The sequence below is a fragment of the Pontiella sulfatireligans genome (assembly GCF_900890705.1).
Classification (GTDB): domain Bacteria; phylum Verrucomicrobiota; class Kiritimatiellia; order Kiritimatiellales; family Pontiellaceae; genus Pontiella; species Pontiella sulfatireligans.
Map to the genome: position 1 here is coordinate 599,516 of NZ_CAAHFH010000002.1, position 21,733 is coordinate 621,248.

Annotated in this window: 20 protein-coding genes, 1 tRNA gene and 1 riboswitch; of the genes, 8 read left to right on the forward strand and 13 right to left on the reverse strand. The window is 54.9% G+C overall.

The genetic code is table 11. From position 1 onward, the window contains the following. Positions 1 to 203: 203 nt before the first annotated feature. Positions 204 to 2,108 carry a phosphomethylpyrimidine synthase ThiC gene (gene thiC / locus SCARR_RS15505; protein WP_136062581.1) on the reverse strand — a complete coding sequence of 635 codons (1,905 nt, stop codon included), beginning with the start codon at positions 2,106 to 2,108 and terminating at the stop codon, positions 204 to 206. 119 nt (positions 2,109 to 2,227) lie between these two features. Next, a riboswitch (TPP riboswitch) is annotated at positions 2,228 to 2,332 on the reverse strand. Positions 2,333 to 2,461: 129 nt separating this feature from the next. Between thiC and bioB the strand changes: the two genes are divergently transcribed. Continuing rightward, positions 2,462 to 3,439: a biotin synthase BioB gene (gene bioB / locus SCARR_RS15510; protein WP_136062582.1), complete on the forward strand. Its 978-nt coding sequence runs from the start codon at positions 2,462 to 2,464 to the stop codon at positions 3,437 to 3,439. Between the two features lie 84 nt (positions 3,440 to 3,523). Continuing rightward, positions 3,524 to 4,495, forward strand: coding sequence for a tRNA dihydrouridine synthase (locus SCARR_RS15515; protein ID WP_136062583.1), 972 nt, complete (start codon positions 3,524 to 3,526; stop codon positions 4,493 to 4,495). Between the two features lie 8 nt (positions 4,496 to 4,503). On the opposite strand, the gene SCARR_RS15520 is transcribed toward SCARR_RS15515, so the two are convergent. The 3 genes from SCARR_RS15520 to SCARR_RS15530 are packed head-to-tail and all read right to left on the reverse strand — an operon-like array spanning position 4,504 to position 6,903. After that, positions 4,504 to 5,283: a hypothetical protein gene (locus tag SCARR_RS15520; RefSeq protein WP_136062584.1), complete on the reverse strand. Its 780-nt coding sequence runs from the start codon at positions 5,281 to 5,283 to the stop codon at positions 4,504 to 4,506. A gap of 19 nt (positions 5,284 to 5,302) precedes the next feature. Next, the gene (locus SCARR_RS15525; protein WP_136062585.1) at positions 5,303 to 6,073 is read right to left on the reverse strand and encodes a hypothetical protein; all 771 of its coding nucleotides are present in this window, start codon (positions 6,071 to 6,073) and stop codon (positions 5,303 to 5,305) included. Positions 6,074 to 6,090: 17 nt separating this feature from the next. Beyond that, positions 6,091 to 6,903 (reverse strand): hypothetical protein, encoded by an 813-nt coding sequence (locus SCARR_RS15530; RefSeq protein ID WP_136062586.1) that lies wholly within the window; start codon positions 6,901 to 6,903, stop codon positions 6,091 to 6,093. Between the two features lie 130 nt (positions 6,904 to 7,033). On the opposite strand from SCARR_RS15530, the gene thiE reads away from it, so the two are divergent. From thiE to SCARR_RS15550, 4 genes are all read left to right on the forward strand, one after another. Continuing rightward, positions 7,034 to 7,660 (forward strand): thiamine phosphate synthase, encoded by a 627-nt coding sequence (gene thiE, locus SCARR_RS15535; protein WP_136062587.1) that lies wholly within the window; start codon positions 7,034 to 7,036, stop codon positions 7,658 to 7,660. Between the two features lie 48 nt (positions 7,661 to 7,708). Beyond that, a tRNA-Leu gene (locus SCARR_RS15540) sits at positions 7,709 to 7,793 on the forward strand. Between the two features lie 22 nt (positions 7,794 to 7,815). Beyond that, entirely contained in the window at positions 7,816 to 8,139 is a 324-nt protein-coding gene (locus tag SCARR_RS15545; protein ID WP_136062588.1) for a hypothetical protein, read from the forward strand. A gap of 56 nt (positions 8,140 to 8,195) precedes the next feature. Further along, complete coding sequence (locus SCARR_RS15550) at positions 8,196 to 9,350, forward strand: 4-phosphoerythronate dehydrogenase (RefSeq protein WP_136062589.1); 1,155 nt, start codon at positions 8,196 to 8,198, stop codon at positions 9,348 to 9,350. Positions 9,351 to 9,356: 6 nt separating this feature from the next. On the opposite strand, the gene SCARR_RS15555 is transcribed toward SCARR_RS15550, so the two are convergent. The 7 genes from SCARR_RS15555 to SCARR_RS15585 form a co-directional block, all read right to left on the reverse strand. Beyond that, a complete protein-coding gene (locus SCARR_RS15555; RefSeq protein ID WP_136062590.1) occupies positions 9,357 to 9,692 on the reverse strand; it encodes an SET domain-containing protein in 336 nt (111 codons plus the stop codon). A 10-nt stretch (positions 9,693 to 9,702) separates the two neighbouring features. Continuing rightward, a complete protein-coding gene (uvrA, locus tag SCARR_RS15560) occupies positions 9,703 to 12,519 on the reverse strand; it encodes an excinuclease ABC subunit UvrA (RefSeq protein ID WP_136062591.1) in 2,817 nt (938 codons plus the stop codon). Between the two features lie 141 nt (positions 12,520 to 12,660). After that, a complete protein-coding gene (locus tag SCARR_RS15565) occupies positions 12,661 to 13,260 on the reverse strand; it encodes a hypothetical protein (RefSeq protein ID WP_136062592.1) in 600 nt (199 codons plus the stop codon). A gap of 577 nt (positions 13,261 to 13,837) precedes the next feature. Continuing rightward, on the reverse strand, positions 13,838 to 14,098 hold the full coding sequence (locus tag SCARR_RS15570) for a hypothetical protein (protein ID WP_136062593.1): 261 nt from the start codon (positions 14,096 to 14,098) through the stop codon (positions 13,838 to 13,840). A gap of 81 nt (positions 14,099 to 14,179) precedes the next feature. Next, on the reverse strand, positions 14,180 to 15,316 hold the full coding sequence (locus tag SCARR_RS15575) for a tRNA dihydrouridine synthase (RefSeq protein WP_136062594.1): 1,137 nt from the start codon (positions 15,314 to 15,316) through the stop codon (positions 14,180 to 14,182). A gap of 185 nt (positions 15,317 to 15,501) precedes the next feature. Next, positions 15,502 to 18,177 (reverse strand): hypothetical protein, encoded by a 2,676-nt coding sequence (locus SCARR_RS15580; protein ID WP_136062595.1) that lies wholly within the window; start codon positions 18,175 to 18,177, stop codon positions 15,502 to 15,504. Between the two features lie 1,117 nt (positions 18,178 to 19,294). After that, positions 19,295 to 19,732, reverse strand: coding sequence for a helix-turn-helix domain-containing protein (locus SCARR_RS15585; RefSeq protein WP_136062596.1), 438 nt, complete (start codon positions 19,730 to 19,732; stop codon positions 19,295 to 19,297). Positions 19,733 to 19,986: 254 nt separating this feature from the next. Here SCARR_RS15585 and SCARR_RS15590 point away from each other — a divergent pair, with 254 nt between their 5' ends. Then, entirely contained in the window at positions 19,987 to 20,220 is a 234-nt protein-coding gene (locus SCARR_RS15590) for a helix-turn-helix domain-containing protein (protein WP_222846339.1), read from the forward strand. Positions 20,221 to 20,268: 48 nt separating this feature from the next. Here SCARR_RS15590 and SCARR_RS15595 read toward each other — a convergent pair whose 3' ends face one another. Together SCARR_RS15595 and SCARR_RS28220 are read right to left on the reverse strand one after the other, a co-directional pair. Then, complete coding sequence (locus tag SCARR_RS15595; RefSeq protein WP_136062598.1) at positions 20,269 to 20,910, reverse strand: RrF2 family transcriptional regulator; 642 nt, start codon at positions 20,908 to 20,910, stop codon at positions 20,269 to 20,271. A gap of 9 nt (positions 20,911 to 20,919) precedes the next feature. After that, positions 20,920 to 21,093, reverse strand: a complete 174-nt coding sequence (locus SCARR_RS28220; protein ID WP_168433350.1) for a hypothetical protein — start codon at positions 21,091 to 21,093, stop codon at positions 20,920 to 20,922. Between the two features lie 460 nt (positions 21,094 to 21,553). Between SCARR_RS28220 and SCARR_RS15600 the strand changes: the two genes are divergently transcribed. Continuing rightward, positions 21,554 to 21,733 carry a hypothetical protein gene (locus tag SCARR_RS15600; protein WP_136062599.1) on the forward strand — a complete coding sequence of 60 codons (180 nt, stop codon included), beginning with the start codon at positions 21,554 to 21,556 and terminating at the stop codon, positions 21,731 to 21,733.

Consider the following 21,733-nt stretch of genomic DNA (forward strand, 5'->3'; position numbering starts at 1 on the left):
TCTGAAAAACATGGTGATCCCCACGAATGCGCCTGTCAAACCCAAGCTTTTCCAGAAGTTTGCGGAATGATTCAAAAAACGGTGCCATACAATTACGACCGCGCAATTGGTTGTAGCTCGAAATTCTGTTTCGAGTTTCTCGCGCACCGCTCCTCCCAAAACGCGGAACGGAATTCCGCGCTACGCTTTGAGAGTCGCATCTCTTACGTGTAGAGTTCCTGTCCGGCGAACTCGCGCGATTTTTCCTGCATGCCTTTTTCGAGGGCGTCCTCTTCCGAGAGGCCTTGGGCGGCTGCGTATTGGCGGACGTCTTCGGAGATGCGCATGGAGCAAAACTTCGGGCCGCACATGCTGCAGAAGTGCGCCGTCTTGGCATCTTCGGTCGGCAGCGTTGCGTCGTGGTAGGCGCGGGCTGTAACGGGATCGAGCGCGAGGTTGAACTGGTCTTCCCAGCGGAATTCAAAGCGCGACTTGCTCAAAGCGTTGTCGCGCATCTGCGCGCCGGGGAAGCCTTTGGCGAGGTCGGCGGCGTGGGCGGCAATCTTGTAGGTGATGACGCCGGCCTTTACATCCTCTTTGTCCGGCAGGCCGAGGTGTTCCTTCGGCGTGACGTAGCAAAGCATCGCGCAGCCGTACCAGCCAATATTGGCGGCGCCGATGCCGCTGGTAATGTGGTCGTAGCCGGGTGCAATGTCGGTGGTCAGCGGGCCGAGGGTGTAGAAGGGCGCTTCAAAACAGGAATCGAGCTCCCAGTCCATGTTGTCCTTGATGCCCTGCATCGGCACGTGGCCGGGGCCTTCGATCATGACCTGCACATCGTGCTTCCAGGCAATCTTGGTCAATTCGCCGAGGGTTTCGAGCTCGCCGAGCTGCGCTTCGTCGTTGGCATCGGCAATCGCACCGGGGCGCATGCCGTCACCGAGCGAGAGGGAAACATCGTACTGCTTGCAAATTTCGCAGATATCTTCGAAATGGTCGTAAAGGAAGCTTTCCTTGTGATGCGACACGCACCACTTGGCCATGATCGATCCGCCGCGGCTGACGATGCCACAGACGCGCTGGGCGGTCATCGGCACATAGCGCAGGCGGACGCCGGCGTGGATCGTGAAATAGTCAACGCCCTGCTCGGCCTGCTCGATGAGCGTGTCGCGAAACAGCTCCCACGTCAGGTCTTCTGGACTATCGCCCACTTTCTGCAACGCCTGGTAGATCGGCACGGTGCCGACGGGAACCGGGCAGTTGCGCAGATTCCACTCGCGGGTGTCGTGAATATTTTCGCCGGTGGACAAATCCATGATCGTGTCGGCGCCCCATAGCGTGGCCCACTGCACCTTTTCGACTTCTTCGCCGATGCTCGAACTCACGGCCGAGTTGCCAATGTTGCCGTTGATCTTTACGAGAAAGTTGCGGCCAATAATCATCGGCTCGGCTTCGGGGTGGTTAATGTTGGCCGGAATGATGGCGCGGCCTTCGGCAACTTCCTTGCGCACAAATTCAGGGGTGATGTGGTCGGGAATGTTTGCGCCCCATGACTGTCCCGGATGCTGGTGGTTTGGGTGGCGCATGCCGGCGGTCTGCGCCTGTGTGAGCAGGCCGACGTCGTGCTCCGATTTCATGTAGACCGCTTTGAAGGCTTCCTGCCGGCCCATGTTTTCGCGGATGGCGATGTATTCCATCTCTAGTGTAATAACGCCTTGGCGGGCATAGTGCATCTGCGAAACATTGGCGCCGGGCGTTGCGCGGCGGGCTTGGCCGGTTCCTCGAAACGGAATGCGGGCTTCGTCCTGTCCTTGGCCGTCGTCGCCCGGCTGATAACCGCGGGCATCGATAACTTCGGTATCGCTCCGTTCCTCGATCCAGTTTTCGCGGAGCCTAGGCAGCCCTTTCTCGAGGTCGAGTGTAAAACTTGGATCGGTCATCGGGCCGCTGGTGTCGTACACCAGGATCGCCGGGTTTTCTTCAATGGAGCCGTCGGCCTTCTTCGTATCGGTCAGGCGGATTTCGCGCATCGGAACACGGATATCGGGACGGCTGCCGGTGATGTAGACCTTGCGGGAATAGGGATAGTCGGTGCCGTAGTCGTCGTAGGTGTGCTTTTGCTGGATCATGTGTCTTTTCCTTTCAGTCAGTGCGTACTGCTTACTGCGTATTACGTATTGCTGTTCGGTAAATACGGAGTACGCAATACGTAGTACGTTTGTGTTTCCAATACTCGGAAAATACAGGGAGGGGGCGCGACGCGCTTCCCTACGCCGGCATTGTCCGGACAGGTTCGAAGGGTTTTTCTCAGCCCAACCTGCCCTAAAGCAGGATGGCACCCCTAGCGGTAATGCGGATCAATCTACTCCCCAGTTGAACTGAGTCAACCTCATTCATGATTATGTTTATCATCTTTTACGTATTGAACAGCAAAGGCCTCCCCGCTACTATCCGCGCCGATTGAACCATTTGGAGAGAAAACATGGACTGGAAAGCAATTAGCGACCGCGTGCTGGATGGCGGCAAGGTTACGGAAGCAGAAGCATTGGCCGTTCTGGAGTCGCCCGACGATGAACTGCTGGAGGTTTTGCAGGGCGCGTACCGCATCCGTAAAAAATATTTCGGCAACACGGTCTCGCTGCACCTGCTGCGCAACGTGAAAAGCGGCAAATGCCCGGAAGACTGCTCGTTCTGCTCGCAGTCGTCGTCTGCCATCAACGATGTCGAGCGCTACGATTTTCAAACCGTGGAAAGCATTGTTGAAGGCGCCCAAGCCGCCGTCGACCGCAATGCCAAGCGCTACTGCGTCGTGTCGAGCACCCGCGCCCCGGCCCCGAAGGAGCTGGAAACCATTTGCGAGGCGGCCATCCAAATTAAGCAAAAGCACCCCGACCTCGAAATCTGCTCGTCGCTCGGTCTGCTGACCGAGGAAAAGGCCATCCGCCTGAAAGAATCGGGCGTCGACCGTTTCAACCACAATCTCGAAACCTCTGAAAACTATTTTTCCGAAGTGGTCACCACCCACGAGTTCGAGGACCGCGTCAACACCGCCAAGATTGTCAAGAAGGTCGGGCTCGACCTTTGTTCCGGCGGCCTCTTCGGCATGGGCGAAAGCCTGAAGGACCGCGTCGACCTCGCCTTTGCATTGTCCGACCTCGACGTCGACTCCGTGCCAGTCAACTTTCTCGACCCGCGCCCTGGAACCGAGTTTGAAGGCAAAGCCAATCCGCTGACGCCGAACGACTGCCTGCGCGGCCTGGCGATGGTCCGCTTTGTGATGCCGGAAGTGGAAGTCCGCATCGCCGGCGGACGCGAAACCACGCTGCGCGATCTTCAGCCACTCGCGCTCTACCCCGCCAACTCCATGTTCACCGCCGGTTACCTCACCACCGGCGGGCAGGACTACGAAACCGACAAGCGCATGATCGAAGACGCGGGGTTCGTAATTGAAGTGAAATGAAACCTGAAATGTGAAACTTGAAGGAATGCGCTCAACTTCAGGTCCCGAATTTCAGGTTTCAAGTTTCCCGTTTCAGGTTTCAAGATGAGTTTTTGGAAAAAATTCAATCCCCCGATTATCGCGCTCGCTCCGATGGAGGACGTGACGGATACGGTGCTGCGTGAGCTGCTGCTCAATGTAACGGATCCGGGCGCATTGCATGTGGTGATGACGGAGTTTGTTTCGACGGATGGGCTGGTTCATCCAAAAGCCCGGAAGCGCGTGATTCACCGCCTGCAGGTGACCGACGAGGAGCGTAGACTCCTGAACGAAAAGAACGTCAAGATTGTGGCCCAGATCTGGGGCAACACGCCGGAAAACTATGCGCAGGTGGTCAAAGAGATCACCGAAGAAATGGAGTTCGACGGGATCGACATCAACATGGGCTGCCCCGTCCCCAAGGTGGTGGCGCGCGGTTGCTGCTCGGGGCTGATCGGAAACTCAACGCTGGCCAAAGAAATTATTCAAGCGGCGCAGGAAGCCACCGACCTGCCCGTTTCCGTTAAAACCCGCATCGGCCTCAAGTCGATCGCCACCGAAGAATGGATTGGCCATGTGCTCGAAACGAAGCCGGCGGCGCTTACGATTCATGGACGTACGCAAAAGCAAATGTCGCACGGACTGGCCGACTGGAGCGAGATTGCCAAAGCCGCACGCCTGCGCGACCAACTCGGCCTTGATCTTCCAGTGATTGGAAACGGCGATGTCCTGTCGCTGGACGAAGCGCGTAGCAAGTGCGACGAGTTTGGCTTGGACGGCGCCATGATCGGCCGCGGCATTTTCGACAACCCGTGGCTGTTTATGGCAGCGCAGCGCGAGCGCACCAAAGAAGAAAAGCTCGATATGCTATGGAAGCATACCGAGCTGTTTGACCGCGTCTGGGGCGACACTAAAAACTTCCACATCCTGCGCCGCTACTATTCGATCTATTCCAAAGGCTTCCCCGGCGCCGCCGAGCTCCGCGCCAACCTTATGCAGACCAGCTGCATTGCGGATGTAAAAAAGGTTCTTGCCTAGGCAGAAAATTAATATTTTCGGTTGTTCCTCTTCTTTCCGGATGCGCTCGACCGCGCGTACGGGGCTTTCCATGCGTATTTATCTTCAACGGAAGCAGGATCGCATATTTCGCGCATGAAGGTGTTTCCAGTCGGGGTCTTGAGATAGATCCTCACGCGGATGCCTTCCATATTATCCTCAAACGTTTTGTTATAGGATGTGCTGGAGTCAGGATAGCCTGAAGAATCAAAGCTGTGGTCCGTTTGCGCGGTATAGTAGCGGAACAGCTTAACCTCTTTGGTCATTTCAAGATGCTTTCCCTGCACAGGAAGTTTAAAAACATCTGATTTTTCTGCCTCCACCGTCAGTTTGTCCGGGGCCCCTTTGAAGCCTTCGGTATTCATATACATGCAGTATTCTACCCAAATCCCATCAAAAACAGCCCCCGACTTGTTATCCAACTGAATCTCATAGAAACAGGGAGGCTTTGCTCTTTTGGTTTCTGATGTTTCTCCCGCCTTTCCCTTTCTCTTGTCCACGCTTACCCGAAGCTTGGAGTTCGAGAGAAAATTCTGCAAGGCCAGCCAATCCTTGATGTAGGCTTGGTCGGCAAATGAAAAGACATCGACGGGAACCGTAATTTTGCGGCGGTTTTCGCGTTCGACCGTAACTTTGCCCGAGCGCAGGTCGCACTTAACGATCTTCGCCTTGATCCCCCGCCCGTCCGTACCGGTGAAAGTGCGGTAGTCCTCGTCCGGAAAAGCCGAAGCACACACCCCCAAAACCAATCCCATCCACACCGATTTCATAAGCATCCCCAACTAGACGCTACCAAGCATATTTACCTTCAATGCTCGCAGGCTCGAAGACGTTGCGCGTCACCTTTTTTCCGTCAAGGCTTTGGGCGTGGATCCGCAACCAGATACCCTTCAAGTCGCCGCTTTCCTTAACGGGATCTCCCCCGCGGTAGTTAAAATCACCGATGTACTCTTTTTCATGAATCACTATCGACTCCGTCTTTAAAACGGTTTTAGCCTTGGGGGAGAGGCGGCTTATTTTAAGTTCGCCGGGCAAGACCTTCTGCGACACAACCAACTCGCTTCGCCGCGAGCCACTGCCAGCCGCCGTGCCCTGCTCGTAGAAAATGCGGTATTCAAACTTCAGATTGTCCAGTGCCACATCGTTACGGTTTTCTAAAAAAACCTCGTACGCGAAGCGTTCGAATTTCGTTTCACTGATCGTTTCTTTTTCTACGCTTCCGTCCGAATAGCTGATCTCCCCCTCTTCCGAATCCTTCCACTTTTCAATCATGCTCTTTTTGCATTCCACCTTGAAAAACGTCGGACTTCTGAAGCCCTCCATTTTGGCCCATTGCTTGATAAACAACTGATCCGCCTCCACAAAGAGGTCGGGTTTGACTTTGACGCGCTTTCCGTCCGTCCGCTTCAACTCCACCAACCCCGTTCGGCCGTTAAAGTCCGTTACTTCAGCCTCCAGCGCCCGCCCGTCCTGCAACGTAAACGTATGCAACTCGGCGCGTGCTTGAATTCCGGCCAGCAGAATAGCCAAAACTGAAAGAATCATTCCCATGGTTTTCATATGTGCGCTCCTTTGCTCTACTGATTTTTCTTCTTCTTGCCTTGCTTCTTTTTCCTGCTTTTCTTCTTTTTCCCATCGACGGACGCCACAACATCCGGCACCCGTTCCTTCCAAACCTGACGCTTCATCACATCGGACGGTTCGCAAAACTCCCGGATCACCTTCTTGCCGCTCGGCGTCATCATCGAAACTTTAAGCCATACCCCTTTCATCTTGGAGCTTTGTTTCCCCGGCGCCCCGTCTCGGTAGGAATAGCCCCCTTGCAAATACTGGTACACCAGCGTCACCGGATCGGTCTGAAAATTGGCGCACGCACGCGGTTCAAGCTGGGCAATCTCATAGCGCCCCGAATAGTCCGCCTCTATCCGCTTCTCCCCATTGACCTGCGGGATTTCCTGAACCCAATAGACGCAGTACTCGACTTCGACATTCTCAAAAACGGTCGGCGAACCGTTTTTCAGCTCGCAAGTATAAACCACCTTCTCAAATTCCCGGTTAATCCCAACGCCGCCGCTTTCGCTCCAATCCTCGATCACCTTCTTTTCGCCGGAAAAACGGAGGCCGGTGGACATAAGAAAAGCTTGGCACACGCACCATTCATGAATGTAAGCCTGGTCTTCCTCGGTGAATACAGACGGCTTCACCTTGACGCGCCGCTTGTTTTCCAGCTCCAACTCCAGCATCCCGCGCATCTCGTCCATCCGGACGATGCGCGCACTGACAACCCGATCCTGAAGATCGGTAAAAATGTGGAGGTCGCCTTCTCCCCAAACATTCCATGGGGCGGCAGATAAAACCGCCAAAACAACCCACAAACCAAATCTGCACATAATACCCCCCAACATCTACAACAGACTTAATATACTTACAGTTAGACCAAACATTTAAAAGAAAGAAACCTCCCTTTCTCCAATCATTAGAAGTGCCTTGTTCCTGCCGCTTATGTCTTAATAGACGGCTATGAAGAAAAATTTTGGACTCTACCTCATTCTCACCGACCCCGTCGCCGGCTACGAAGCCTGCGCCCAAGCGGCCGTCGACTGCGGCCTGCGCTACCTCCAGCTGCGGATGAAAAATGCCCCGTGCGCGGAAGTGGTTGCCACCGCGAAAGCCATTCGCCGCATCACCCAAGGCTCCCAAACCCGCTTCATCGTCAACGACGACCTCGCCATCGCCATCGAAGCCGATGCCGACGGCATCCACCTTGGCCAAAGCGACCAGTCGCTGACCGAGGCCCGAGCAGCATGGAGCACCCCCGGAAAACTGTTCGGCCTCTCCACCCACAGCATGGAGCAGGCGCTCCAGGCCGTGGCGCTTGCACCCGACTATATCGGCGTCGGCCCAGTCTTCCCCACCCGGACCAAAGCTGATGCGGATCCCGCCGTCGGCCCGCAGGAAACCGCACGGATCATGAAGCAGGCGCCCGTCACCGCCGTCGCCATCGGCGGGATTACGGCCGCAAACCTGCCCGGACTGCTCGACGCCGGGGCGTCCAACTTTTGCGTCGTGAGCGCCGTCAACGCCTCCCCCGATCCCGCCGGCGCCATCCGAGAGCTCCAGCAAATCTGGAAAACCCATTGTTTTTGAACTTGAGCCGCCCGCCCGCGCCCTCTACATTGGCTGCCGATTTTTCACGGGCGAGTGGTGAAATTGGTATACACGCGAGATTTAGGTTCTCGTGCCTAACAGCGTGCGGGTTCGAGTCCCGCCTCGCCCACCATCTTTAGTTAGAGGACGAAGCCATGCACAGCAGCAGAGGAAAAGTGCCGACCTTTACAATGCGCCCCCACCCGGTGGTGTCTGCGTGCTTGATCATCATCCTCATTGTGGGCCTGCTGCTGGCCATGTCGTTCTTCTCGCAGGAAGACGGCACCGGAACCTTCAAACAACGCGGTATCCTTACCCTCATCGTCACCGCCATCCTATCCATTTGCCTCACGATCCTCGCCACCGCCAAGCTGTGGTTCACACACCTTTGGAAGAAAAACTCCACCCATGCGCGCCACAAGCAGCACACCAAACACCACCCGGCCGTGCAGAATCGTGAATTCCGCGAAAAACGCTGATTTTTTTATACGCATTGAAACTTGAGCCCCCTGTGGCTTAAGCAGACAATCCTTTCATGAAAATCGTATGCGCAGAAACCGTTCTCTTGGCTCAAGAAGCCTTTTCCCTCGCCGGTAAAACCGTAGTCATCCCCGACCGTGAAATCACACGCGACGACCTCTTCGACGCCGACGCGCTCATTGTCCGCTCCAAAACCAAAATCAATGCGGATCTGATCAGCGGCACCCCGGTCAAATTTGTCGGCACCGCCACCGCCGGCACCGACCACATCGACTCCGACGCGCTGGGCAAGCGCGGCATCTACTGGTGCGCGGCGCCCGGATGCAACGCCAACAGCGTTTCGGAATACCTCGTGGCCGCCCTGCTCGTGCTCCGCCGGCGCCACGGCTACGACCTCGAAGGCAAAACCATCGGCGTGATCGGCTGCGGCAACGTCGGCAGCCGCGTCGTCAAGAAATGCCATGCGCTGGGCATGAACGTGCTGCGCAACGATCCCCCGCTCGCCGCCGTCTCAGCCGACCCCGACTTTCTTCCGCTGGAGCATGTGCTGGCCGAATCCGACATCGTCACCCTCCACATCCCGCTGGTAAAGACGGGGCCGTGGCCCACCGAGCGTTTAGCCGACTACCTCTTCTTTGAACAGCTCAAGCCCGGCGCCATATTCATTAACGCCGCCCGCGGCAGCGTCTGCGACTACGACGCCCTGCTCGCCGCCAAAGCCGGCGGTGCGGTGGCTCAAACCGTCATCGATGTCTGGAACCCCGAACCGGCCTTTCGCCCCGACGTGCTCAAACTGGCCGACCTGGCCTCGCCGCATATCGCCGGCCACTCCTACGAAGGCAAGCTCAACGGCACCATCGCCTGCTACAACGAGCTCTGCAACTTTTTCGAGCTGCGCAAGAGCTGGGACATCGCCGCCTCCCTGCCCCAGCCCGACGTGCCGCATATTGAAATCGACTGCAATGGGCGCAGCGACGAAGAGGTGCTCTACGAAATCATCGGCCAGATCTACGACATCGAAACCGACGACCGCCTCATCCGCGATGCCTCCGTGCAAAACGAAGTCGACCGCGCGCGCAACTTTGACGCCCTCCGCAAAAGCTACCGCACCCGACGCGAATTCAAGAACACCGAACTAACCCTCAACAACGCCGCCACCGCCCTGCGCCACAAAGCCAAGGCGCTGGGTTTCATCGTCCGCGAAGCGTAGGCACGGTTAAGCCTGCTCCTGGAGCCAAGCCACGAAATCCTTGCCGTAATGGAAGGTGACCTCGTCACCGGGTTTGATGTTCACCAGTGCGTGCAGCTCCTCGCCATCAAACTCGGCGTTGGGGCGGGCGGAATGGTTGAGAAACTTCAGGTCGGAGTGGCCGTTAACGCCATACTCCACCCCGTCCAAATCCGTCACCCACAGCACGTAGGTGCTGTCCTCTTGAGTGCGCTTGCCATGGTAGGTTCCGATTTTCTCGCCCGCGGCGATCCGATCAACGGCAAAAACCCCCTGTCCATCGATGCGGCTGTTTCGCACCTCCAACTTATGCATGTTCGGCATGCCCAAACCCCTAGTTCAAAAGTTCTTTCAAATACTGCCCCGTGTAGGAAGCCTTGCACTTCACCACTTTTTCTGGCGGGCCCGAAACGACAACCTTTCCACCGTTGATGCCGCCTCCGGGACCGAGGTCGATGATGTGGTCGGCGCGTTTGATCATGTCGAGATTGTGCTCGATCACGATCACCGTGTTGCCCTCGTCGCGCAGCCGCTCCAGAACCTCCAGCAGCTTGTGTACGTCGGCAAAGTGCAGGCCGGTGGTCGGCTCATCGAGAATATAGAGCGTCTGTCCAGTGGAGCGCTTGCTCAGCTCGGTCGAAAGCTTGACGCGTTGCGCCTCGCCGCCCGAAAGCGTTGTGGCGGGCTGGCCGAGCTTGAGGTAGCCGAGGCCAACATCGCACAACGTCTTCATCTTGCGCTGGATCTTCGGCACAGCCTCGAAAAATTCGAGCGCTTCGTTGATCGTCATGTCCAGCACGTCGGCAATGTTCTTGCCCTTGTAGTGCACTTCGAGCGTCTCGCGGTTGTAGCGCTTTTCATTGCACTGCTCGCACGGCACATAGACGTCCGGCAGGAAGTGCATTTCAATTTTTAGAATGCCGTCGCCCTTGCAGCGTTCGCAGCGGCCGCCCTTGACGTTGAAGCTGTAGCGCCCCGGCTTGTAGCCGCGCATTTTTGAAGCCGGCAGCGTGGCGAACAGGCTGCGGATGTCGGTGAACGCGCCGGTGTAGGTGGCTGGGTTCGACCGCGGCGTCCGGCCGATCGGCGACTGGTCGATGACGATCATCTTATCGACGAATTCCAACCCCTGGATATCCTTGAACTTTCCCGGTGCATCCTTCGTTCCATTAAAGTGGCGCGCCAGCGCGCGCTTGAGCGTGAAGTCCACCAGCGTGCTCTTGCCGCTGCCCGAAACCCCCGTTACGCAGGTGAATAGGCCGAGCGGAAACTTGGCGTTCACCTTCTTGAGGTTGTTGGCCTCGGCGCCCTTGAGTTCGATCCACCCCTTATAGGGCTTCAGCCGCTTTTCAGGGATATCGACCATCTTTTCGCCGCGCAAATATTGAGCGGTCAGCGTGTCGGCCTTCAGTAGCTGGTCGGTCCTGCCGGCAAACACCACTTCGCCGCCATGGAGTCCGGCAGCGGGACCCATGTCAATCACGTAGTCGGCCGTGCGGATCGTCTGCTCGTCGTGCTCCACCACAATCACCGTGTTGCCCAAATCGCGCAGCCCGCGCAACGTATGGATCAGCCGATCGTTGTCGCGCTGGTGCAGGCCGATGCTCGGCTCGTCCAACACATAGACCACGCCGACGAGCCCGGCACCGATCTGCGTCGCCAGCCGGATGCGCTGCGCCTCCCCGCCGGACAGCGTGCCGCTTTCGCGGTCGAGCGTGAGGTAGTCGAGTCCGACGTTCACCATAAAGCTCAGGCGCGCCCGGATCTCCTTGAGGATTTCCTTGGTGATCAGCGCTTCCTGCTTCGTGAGCTTCAAGCTTTCAAAGAAATTCGCCGAGTCGACGACGGAGTCGGTAATGATTTCGCGAATGTTGCGACCGTTCATCGTGCAGGCCAGCACCGCTGGGCGCAGGCGCGCGCCGCTGCATTCGGGGCAGACGCGCCGCGTCATGTAGCCGCGCAGCCAGTGGCTCATCGCTTCGCTCTCATTTTCTTCCATCCGCCGGTTTAGTGCAGGAAAGACGCCTTCGAACGGCTTCGAGATCAGGCGACGGCGCATGTAGTACTGAATTTCCACATCATCCGACCCATGGAACAGCACATCCACAAAACTGCGGGGAAGCTCCTCGAACGGAAGGTCCGGATCCATGCCGTACGCTTCGCCCAGCGAGGCCAGCAACTTCTTGTAGTAAATAATGGCGCGCCGTCCGCCGTACCGCCAGGGGTGGATCGCCTTTTCCCAAGCAATGGTTTTAACCGGCACCACGAGGTCTTCATCAAAAATCATCTGCGTGCCGAGGCCGTGGCAGGTCGGGCACGCGCCGTAGGGGCTGTTGAACGAAAAGTGCCGCGCCTCGAGCTTATCGAAGCTGATGCCGCAGTCGTTGCAGGCATAGTGCTCCGAAAAGAGTCGCTCTTCCCAGCCGTCGCCGTCGGCGATGAGCGCAGTGATCATCCCCTCGCTCTGACCAAGCGCCAGCTCGACCGAGTCGGTCATGCGGCTGCGGATGTCACCGGAGACCGCCAAACGGTCCACCACCGCTTCGATGGTGTGTTTCTTGGTTTTAGCCAGCTTGGGCACGTTTTCGATTTCGTAGATTTCGCCGTCAACCCGCGCGCGAACAAAACCCTGCTTACGGATCTGTTCAAAGATTTCCACATGCTCGCCCTTGCGTCCGCGCACCAGTGGCGCGAGCACCATCAGCTTCGTCTTAGCCGGCAGGCGCATCAACTGCTCGACAATTTCTTCTGCGCTCTGGCTGGAAACCGGCTTGCCGCACTTGTAGCAATGCGCCTTGCCAATGCTGGCAAAGAGCAGACGGAGATAGTCGTAGATCTCGGTGGTCGTTGCCACGATCGACCGCGGGTTCGCACCGGCCGTGCGCTGCTCGATGGAAACCGCTGGCGAAAGCCCTTCAATATAGTCGACGTCCGGCTTCTGCATCTGACCGAGGAATTGACGCGCATAGGCCGAAAGGCTCTCCACATACTTGCGCTGCCCCTCGGCATAAATCGTGTCAAACGCCAACGACGACTTGCCCGAACCGCTCAGCCCCGTCACCACCGTCAGCTCATCCCGCGGAATCTTCACGTGCACATCCTTCAGGTTGTGCTCGCGCGCTCCCGCCACCTTGATCCATTGCTTAGCCATAATGCATCTCCATCAAAAAAAGGTTCGTAGTTCCGCCTTTAAAAAAGTTTGTAGTTCCGCCTTTAGGCGGCTTCTGCGGACTGGCCGCCTAAAGGCGGAACTACAAACCTTTTCCTATTAAGGCGAAACTACAAACAGGCCTCAATCATCCCATCCGGCACCCATGTCTAGTACAGGGTAATCATTCCATTGCTTCAATACCGCTTCACGGCCCACGCCTTTAATGTATTCCGTAGCACTGGAAAACGGCCAGTCCTCCCACTGTTTAGCATAGCCATGCTTAACGGGGTTATGATGAATATAGTTTATTACTGAATAATAATGCCGGCTCGAGCGGATCCGACGGTCGGCACATCCATGCCAGCACTTTCGCCCGCGCATTTCATCCTCGCGATTCCACAGGAATGACGTGCGGCCGTGCAGTTGCCCAATTTCGGCAATTGTTTCTTTGAGGCTATCTGTGCCCACAAGTGCATGCCAATGATTTGGAAGCACGCACCACGCATAAAGTTGCCTACAGGAGGAGGTCAGCGATTCCAGCAGGCTTGTTTCAAATTCCGCGATGCGGACAGCTGTTTCCCCGATGAGTGGACGATGTTCAAAACATGCTGAAGAAAGGTGGAACCGCTGAAACCCGTCGGACTCAAAATGCGGAGGACTATGCCAAGGACGCTGGCCTTGCTTCCGCCGAGCCAGCAGCTCCTCCCGCTGCGCTTCGGTCAGCTTTCGCCAATCATACATCGTCCGATTCTCCAAGCAGCCTGAAGGCTGAACTACAAACCTGGTCCTCTTCTTCCGGGCAGCCTGAAGGCTGAACTACAAACCTATTCCTTCTTCCTCCGAGCAGCCTGAAGGCTGAACTACAAACTTGCTCCTCTTCTTCCGAGCAGCCTAAAGGCGGGACTACAAACTTGCTCCTCTTCCTCCGAGCAGCCTGAAGGCTGAACTACAAACCTATTCCTTCTTCCTCCGAGCAACCTGAAGGCTGAACTACAAACCTATTCCTTCTTCCTCCGAGCAGCCTGAAGGCTGAACTACAAACTTGCTCCTCTTCTTCCGAGCAGCCTAAAGGCTGAACTACAAACTGGTTCCTCTTCCTCCGAGCAGCCTTGTTTAGGACTTCATGGTTTTTTGATGGAGGGCGACGCTCTGTCGGAGCCGTTCGGCGGATTGGCTCGGACAGAGCCTCGCCCTCCAGTCCCTTTCATGAAAAATCCAGCGCAGCGGGTGGGGGGACTAAAGGCTGGACTACAAACTTATTCCGATTCTCCGAGCAGCCTGAAGGCTGAACTACAAACTCGCTCCTCTCCTCAAACCTTTATAAATCCTTTTTCCCACGATAGGTGAACAGCTGCTCCCATTCATATTTTTCGGGGGCGCTGTAGGCGTTGAGGGCATCGAGCACCTTTTGCTGCATGTGCATCGTCAGGCGACGCCCTTTGCGCCCTTTCTGGATCTGCTTGTGCGTAATGAATCCGGGCGGAGCCACCGCAACCAGATCGTTGTTCTTAATATTCTTCTCGGTCATGATGGCATCCAATGGCTGGGTGCCGAGGTTCATTTCAATTTCGTTAGTCATAGTTTTTCCTTGTTGAGTGGTGGGTGACGATTGAAACGTGAGGCGTGACTCTTCGCCGGGCGCAACATCACGTATCAATCGTCACTCATCACGCTTATTCTTCTCCACCAATATATCCACTTCTTCCATGATCGCATCGACCGTTAGGAGGTGCGCGAGCTTCATCAGCAACTGCTTCTTATCAAATAGGCCCTTCACATAATAGGGAATATGCGTGCGGAACTGGATGCAGGCCGCCTCTTCAGGCGGATATTTGCAGGGCCGGCTGGCGTTTTGCTGCTTAAGTTCGTTGAGTGCCACCATGCGTTGCAGGTGCTCAGCCATCATGTTGCGCCGCTCGTAAAGGTTCGTAGTCCCGCCTTTAGGCGGTTCATTTGCACCGAGCCGTACCTTTATATCCTCAACCATAGGGGTCAGTCCTATGAAATGATGTTTTTCTTCAAAAACATTAAAACATAGGACTGACCCCTCTGCTGACCCCTCTGCCTTGATTTGTTCGAAGATCCACGGGTTGCCGATGGCGCCACGGCCGATCATTACGCCGTCGACGCCGGAGGCTTCGACCATGCGCCGCGCGTCGGCGGGCTCGAAAACGCCTCCGTTGCCAATGATGGGAATGTTGAGCGCCTGCTTCATTTCGCCGAGCGCATTCCAGTCGGGGTCGCCGCCGTGAAAGTTTTTGGCGAGCCGGGCGTGCACGGCAATCATATCCGCCCCGCTCTGCTCAACCACCTTGGCGATTTCAAGGTGGTCCGCCGTTCCCCTGTTGAATCCAATGCGGGTTTTGACCGATACGGGCAGGGATACGGCAGCTTTGACCTTTTCGATGATCTCGCCCATGAGCGGGAGATCTTTGAGCAGCGCGGCGCCCGCGCCACGCGAAACCACCTTTTTGACGGGGCAGCCGCAGTTGAGATCGATCCAATCGAAGATCCCGGCCTGCTCCACATATTTTGCCGCCTCGGCCATGGCCTGCGGATCGCGCCCGAAAATGTGCCCGGCAATCGGATGCTCGCCTTGGGCGGCTTCCAATACTTGGAAGGTTTTTTTGGAATCGCGCCTAATCCCCTCGGCGCTGGTCAGCTCAGTATAGACCGCGCCGGCGCCGTGCTCGAGGCACAGCGTGCGCATGGCCGCATCGGTGTAGCCCGCCATCGGCGCAAGCACCACGGGGAAACCGATTTCAACCGATCCAAATTTTAGAGGAGGAAGCTGCATAGGAACTGTCTCTGCTCAATAGACGGAGCAGAGGCGGTTTCTTTAACCACACAGAACGGCTTCACGCAACCGGTAAGTTCTGGATTCCTCGAGACCACACTCCCGGCGCTCCGCCCTGCTTCCTAATTAAAAAGCGCCCCCCGGAAGAGAAGGGACGCTCGTTCAATCAAACTTTTGTTTGATATTTACGGTTCTACAACCTCCAGCTTCATGAACAGCTGGTTCGTGGAGCTTGATGTGTCGAAGTTAACGGCATTCACAAAGAACGTGCCGTCATCAGTGCCGCCATCGACGTTTACCGGCATTCCGGTTGTCCAGTTTCCAATCACCAGGTTGTCCCGATACAGGGTTTTCGCAACAAGCGTAGGCTCGCTGTTGATGGTGTAGAACATATAGTCACCAGAGTCCGCATCAAACATCGGCTGCGCGCCGAGATTGGTTCCATCGGTGGGAATACCGCCAAACACATATTCTTCCCAGTCGGTCAGAGCGTCGTTGTCGAAGTCGTCTCCAGGGTTGCCGCTTAATGCCGGATAAGCTTCCAGAAACAGCGACCAGCCCGTATCCGGCACGACCGGTTCGTCCCCGAGGATCATGCGGCAGTTCATATTATTGATCTCAAGGCCTTCTTCAGCCGCCAAAGCGGAGGGTCCATACATGCCGAAGTAAATATCAGTCGCATTGTAGAGCGCTTCATTGGTCCAGTTGCTCTGGTCGATGGTTTTCAATATGCCGCCACTGGTGGTGGCGAGCACAAAGCTGACATCCCACACACCGGCATTCGTGGTTTTGAGTGCCTTGTAGGTATAGACGAGCTCATCGGTTTCATAGTCAACGCCGGCTGCGCCAAGGTTGGTGACCCCGACATCATTCAAGCTCACTGAGCCCGAAGATGCACTCGGTGCGGCTGGATCCATTGCGATCAGCAATCCTCCATCCGGCCAGGCACCATCATTGATCCAGCTGCCCTGGAGAACCCGGAACCCCAACTGGCCGTCAGGATAGGTTCCGAACGACTGCTGCGAGGGTACGTGCGGGGAGGCTGCTCCCATTCGGCTTACACCGTTTGTACTGAAGTAGAAGTCATACATAGCAAGACCAGCCAGAGCATTCCTTACAAACACTTTTGCACTCATGCTGAATTCAAGCGCATCGCCAACCTCAACCGTCTGGGGCAGGCCGTTGGTGAACATGACACCACGCCAGTTATATCCACGGTTGCCTGTGTAGGCCGTAGTTGCCGGGCGGTGAACCAGATAGATTCCAGAAGCATTCGTGCGAGCGGTTCCAAATCCCCATTCATTGTTGAGTTCATCCCAACCGTTCACCCCATTATTACCACCGGACTGGAATCTTTCTCCATTATTATAGTTGTCGAAACTACGGGAAAAGATGATGTCGGAGCGAACTGCAGCGGGCTTGGCTTTGGCCTGGAAGAAGAAACATCTGGTTTCGCCATACGTGCCCGCGCCAGCGGTTTTCTTATTGTAATAGCCTACCGCGGCGACATCTTCCATGTCGGGTTGCGGGGTCACGAGGGTGCTACCTAACACTGCCTTTCCGTTATGGATCGGGCTGAACTTATACCATTGCAGATCTGCTTCCACGTCCAATGCAAACGTCGTTGTTGTCGCACCCGGAAGGTTCAGTTCTTGGCTGGCATACCACTCACCCGTTCCCTTCTGAATCACAACACGGAGATCATTGGTGTTGGCATTGCCTGTTTCCCACATCGTCATGGAAAGATCGCTTAGGGCTGTATTGGTGCCGAGGAATTCATTCCAGACCACCATGTGCTCATATAATGCAGAATTATTACCAAACTGAATCGCATCGTTGCCGTTTCCGCCGTCTCGAACATTTCGAGTGGCCCAATAGACTGTGGCATTGCCATTGAACTTCGGCGACAGAACATCGTTATCGAGGTTGTAGCCTGACAGAGGCTGCGATTCGAAGAAATCCACGTAGCTGTTCTTGCTGCCCATTTCAAGAGCGGCAGCGGCCGTTACAATGTTGGTGGCACCACCCCATTCAACAATCGTTTCGCTCGGAACAATAGAGTTGGACTGAATTTCGAATCGGTCGATCATGCGGTTGGTGACGCCAGCTTTGCTATCGGAATAATCTGTAGAGAAAGAACCATAAAAGCTGTTATCATCCAGCAATTCAGAACCAACAGTCATCCCAACAAATGTGTGGCTCAGCAAATTGGAACCTGTAGTCAAATTTGAAAGCGTAGCCTCCAAGCCCCAATCGGAAGCAGTGCTTCCCTTTGTCAACGTGGCCGAAAGCTGAAGCCAGTCACTTTCGTCTATGAGTGATGTAAGTCCTATATCCGCTTCGCTCCCGGAGGATGCGGACGTGGCCGGATTTATCTTTCCCGTACCGTTCAGGCCGGCAAACAGTTGGAGCGCCCCATCTGTGCGACGCCGATAAGCTACACGAACAAACGTGTTGCCGCTGGCGTCGTCGTAGAACCGAACCCCCATCATATCCCGGTTATTAGCTCCTGCAGCAGCAACGGAATGAAATTTGAACACGGTGGACACCGTCATTTGAGCGCCAGCACTAGCCATAGTTACCTCTTTGTTGTTTACAGCGAGATGCCAATCTGACGGAGACTCCATTGCCACGGTTCCTACGTTACCGGAATACCCCGTTCCGTTGGTCGTGACAGTAGCTGTGTTATTGGTAGGATCATAGTTTCCCTGCCAGATAACATCATCCAGCAACGGCCCGTTTGTATAACCTTCGCTTCCCGTGAAATCGACGAATGCTTCCGTTGCCGCATTCGCCTGCCCAGCCGCCAATAATCCGACGACCGTCAACGCATATAGTGCTAATTGCTTTCTCATCTTCATGTCTATCTCCTCCGTTTTTACACGGTTTATTTTTCCTCGCCCAACCGGCGCCTCCCTCGAACCGCCTCCAGTTGGCCGCCCATCAAGCCGGGCCCTCATTCCTACTGCTTGATAGTGAGTACTAAACCACCCAAACAGGAATGTTAACACAGCCATTCCCGCAAAATACTATGCGGATATTATCCTTCAAAACCGATGCCTCAACGTGGATGGAAATCACTTTAGCCTTGTGCCCCAGGGGCATACATGACCGCAAAGGTCGTATTTCGCTCTCTGCACGAAGGGAAGGAATTATAAGGAAGGAATGGCTGAAGGCCCTCCCCTAATGAATAGGAGGTTAAGCATTGCCTTTCAGTCGATTTGCTACGCAACCTCTTCATATTCAACGCATAGAAGGATCGAGGCAGCTCGCTGGATTCGGCGCTTCAGAATGATGACCGCAAAGATGGGACAGGGCCTTTCATACCCTCTCCGAGGCACAATAAAGTTTCTGCGGATGGCAAAGTCGCCTCACAAAAAAAGGAAATGGATAGTTTTTGTCCACCCGTTTATTCATAGCGAAAAAGAGTAAAAAGGAGCTGGAATCCGGCTCCTCGTATATTTTTATGGAGGATGAGGACTTTTCGCAGATTAGGGGTCTACAGCGAGCGTTTGCAACGAATGTAGGAAAAGCAACGAATCAAATGGACTGGAAACGTTGCCACATATCTGAAAACGGGGATTAATCATGGGAAGAGCACTGGCCGGCGCACCTCATCGCAACGAGCCAACATGCCGGAACATTCGTTGCTTTTCCTACATTCGTTGCCACTAAAATCTGCGAAGAACCTGGAATCCTTAGTATCTTAGCGCCTTTGCGGTCAAAAAACACCGTCGTGGAGAACCTGAAGTGCTTAACCTCCCTCCCATTAAGCCCCCCGCCGTCGCAGGAAGGTTGTTGTATTGGTTCAAGTCCCATCTACGGGGAAACAATGGAATAAGTGAGATCGTAGATAGGATAAGAAGGCAGTTGAGATAAAGGTGTATGGTCCAGCCAAAAGCTGGTTCTGGATAGCCTCTGAAACCTAAAAAAGGAGACCACTACGGCCTCCTTTGCAGCGGTCTCAGGCAAAGGGAGTCACTTCCCCTTCCCCAACTCCACCCAAGCCTTAGTCTTGCTCATGCCACGGATTTGCTGCATACGAACGGCGGTCTCCTGCTTACGGAATGGAATCTTGCCCTCGTGCTTTTCCCACTTCACAACGGCCTGGGTGCTGACGCCGGCCAAAGTGGCCAATTGAGCCTGAGTCAAAGCAAGTTTCTTACGCAGCGACACTACGCCTTTACCTGAAATCCAGAAGCCCTTCTCAGCATCCTCAACCACGACAGGAGCAGGCACACCAACGGCTTTACGGAGCCTCGCAACTTCCTTCTCAAGCTCGGTTACTTCACGCCTGAGGTCGGCAATATATTTGCGCTGTGCGGCGTTGACCCGCTTGATGGGCTCCAGCTCCTTCTTGATTTCCTTACGGGCTAGACGGGTGACCTCGGATTGCAGTTCTTTCATTATGGACATATTGTGTCTCCTTTTGATTACACGCAACGTTTACTAAATTACGTTAGAAGCCGCAACCCTCTGGGGGCTAAAAAAAGAGGTCGCAATGACCTCCCCCGTATTGCATGCGGATAAATTCTAGCTACTTCTGATCCGGTATTACCACCAAGGTGTCTTTCTGGATTTCATCATCCTTGCCCAGACCGTTGGCGAACCGGATAACCTCTTGGGGCACTCCATATTCCTTAATACAGTACAATGGTATGCATTTATACGTGAAACCACGTAGAAAGCAAACACCGCAGAAGATGCTCGGCTCGGCCATCCTTGAAAGACGGCTGGAGCTTGAAGTCAGCCAGGAAAAGCTGGCTGAAATGGCGAGCGTCCACCGGAACTATGTGGGCAAAGTGGAGCGTGGAGAACAGAACCTCACCATAGAAACACTAGTGAGGTTTGCTGTTACTTTCAAATGCAAGCCATCCGAGTTACTTGCGGAGGCGGGGCTTTAATTACACACAGGATCGTTTGACACCCTAATTCCCAGCGACTACCTCTGTCTACGTATCCCAGCAAGTTGCTTGCCCCGGGCCACCGACGATCTCCCAAAGTTCATTGAGCTTTGTTTTTTGTTCAGGCCCTGTTCCAACATGGCAGCACTCGGAGCAGCCTTCCCGCAGATCCTCCAGTGTGATATTGGAGAAATATTCCCGGAACAGCTCGATGGCTCCATGCCATACCGCCTGGGCAGCGAATTCACCCGATAGACTACGCCCCTTCTTAAGGTTGGCCGCCTTGGCAAGGTTTTCATCCTCTGCTTCGAGAATATTGTAGACCGTAATTTCAGACGCATCCTTGGCCAGACGGAATCCACCATGGATGCCACGTACGCCCCCGATCAATCCCGCCCGTTTTAGAGGAACAAGGATTTGTTCGATGTAGCCAGTGGAAATTCCCAATTCCCCGGAAATCATTTTTTTCGAGACGGGTAACTCCCCTTCCCGCCGTGAAATACAGAGCATGACAAGCACTGCATATCTTCCCTGTGACCTAAACAACAACAGCCCTCCTTTGCCGATATTGACTACCGACTTCTCCGCATTAATTGTTATGAATTCTAATGCCAGCCGGTCACAATGCAAGCAATAGAGGAAAGTAGATGTTCGCACAAGGTGGAGCCCCGCACTCGGGGCTCCGTCCATCCCCCCCCCCTACCCCTCATGAATCTCCAGCCATCCAGACCCATTGCCTTCGGGATCACAGAGCACAAAGACCACCTTCTTGACGGTCTTCTTGCCCTTCTTCCCCTCTACAGTAAACCCCCAGAACTCGCCCGTTTGATCGAAAGCCCCGCCAGTAATAGTGTGGCCAACCAGTTCAGGCAATATCGAATTGATTTGGAGCCGTAGGGATTCCTTTGGTTAGGTGTAGGTATAAAAAAGAGCCTCGACCGCAGAATATATGGGTTTCAACCGAGATTCATAACCGCGGATGGACACGGATAAACAAGCAAATTAAGGATGCATCCCAGTCTGAATAGGCCCGCATTTATCGTATCAAGATATCCCGAGCCAAGAATGCCCGCCATTTTATGGATTCGCCCCATATCCGCGCTCATCCGTGTCCATCCGCGGTGAAATGAAACTGCATTGCCCACTGATTCGGCGAAAGAGCCAAAAAAGATAACCCGTAATTGGGCGGTCTTAATAATGATGAATCTGCTCGCACACCGCTTCTAGTATTTTTTACTAGCGCCTATGCCTATTATCTTTACATAAACATTTGCATAGCCCTCCGTGTCCACTAAAGTCCATGAAACTTGAACTATTAGAGCAGGAGGAAATTATGACCACAAACCCAGCAGGAAAAGGAACCAAGACTATCGGCATCAACATGAAGCTCGATATGGCAAACGAATTGGAGCGACGTGCAAAGTCCATGCAGATCTCCACGGGTGCGTATTGCAAGATTATCCTGGGCCAATGGATTGACTCCAAGAAGAAGCTCAAGCTTCAGGAAAAGTAG

Excerpts from the sequence above, each read along its gene's own strand:
- SCARR_RS15575 (WP_136062594.1), bottom strand. The coding sequence starts at position 15,316 with ATGCAGCTTCCTCCTCTAAAATTTGGATCGGTTGAAATCGGTTTCCCC.
- SCARR_RS15525 (WP_136062585.1), bottom strand. The coding sequence starts at position 6,073 with ATGAAAACCATGGGAATGATTCTTTCAGTTTTGGCTATTCTGCTGGCC.
- SCARR_RS15585 (WP_136062596.1), bottom strand. The coding sequence starts at position 19,732 with ATGTCCATAATGAAAGAACTGCAATCCGAGGTCACCCGTCTAGCCCGT.
- thiC (WP_136062581.1), bottom strand. The coding sequence starts at position 2,108 with ATGATCCAGCAAAAGCACACCTACGACGACTACGGCACCGACTATCCC.
- SCARR_RS15570 (WP_136062593.1), bottom strand. The coding sequence starts at position 14,098 with ATGACTAACGAAATTGAAATGAACCTCGGCACCCAGCCATTGGATGCC.
- SCARR_RS15600 (WP_136062599.1), top strand. The coding sequence starts at position 21,554 with ATGACCACAAACCCAGCAGGAAAAGGAACCAAGACTATCGGCATCAAC.
- SCARR_RS15555 (WP_136062590.1), bottom strand. The coding sequence starts at position 9,692 with ATGCCGAACATGCATAAGTTGGAGGTGCGAAACAGCCGCATCGATGGA.
- SCARR_RS15580 (WP_136062595.1), bottom strand. The coding sequence starts at position 18,177 with ATGAAGATGAGAAAGCAATTAGCACTATATGCGTTGACGGTCGTCGGA.
- SCARR_RS15595 (WP_136062598.1), bottom strand. The coding sequence starts at position 20,910 with ATGGACGGAGCCCCGAGTGCGGGGCTCCACCTTGTGCGAACATCTACT.
- SCARR_RS15515 (WP_136062583.1), top strand. The coding sequence starts at position 3,524 with ATGAGTTTTTGGAAAAAATTCAATCCCCCGATTATCGCGCTCGCTCCG.
- SCARR_RS15550 (WP_136062589.1), top strand. The coding sequence starts at position 8,196 with ATGAAAATCGTATGCGCAGAAACCGTTCTCTTGGCTCAAGAAGCCTTT.
- uvrA (WP_136062591.1), bottom strand. The coding sequence starts at position 12,519 with ATGGCTAAGCAATGGATCAAGGTGGCGGGAGCGCGCGAGCACAACCTG.
- SCARR_RS15545 (WP_136062588.1), top strand. The coding sequence starts at position 7,816 with ATGCACAGCAGCAGAGGAAAAGTGCCGACCTTTACAATGCGCCCCCAC.
- bioB (WP_136062582.1), top strand. The coding sequence starts at position 2,462 with ATGGACTGGAAAGCAATTAGCGACCGCGTGCTGGATGGCGGCAAGGTT.
- SCARR_RS15520 (WP_136062584.1), bottom strand. The coding sequence starts at position 5,283 with ATGAAATCGGTGTGGATGGGATTGGTTTTGGGGGTGTGTGCTTCGGCT.
- SCARR_RS15530 (WP_136062586.1), bottom strand. The coding sequence starts at position 6,903 with ATGTGCAGATTTGGTTTGTGGGTTGTTTTGGCGGTTTTATCTGCCGCC.
- thiE (WP_136062587.1), top strand. The coding sequence starts at position 7,034 with ATGAAGAAAAATTTTGGACTCTACCTCATTCTCACCGACCCCGTCGCC.
- SCARR_RS15565 (WP_136062592.1), bottom strand. The coding sequence starts at position 13,260 with ATGTATGATTGGCGAAAGCTGACCGAAGCGCAGCGGGAGGAGCTGCTG.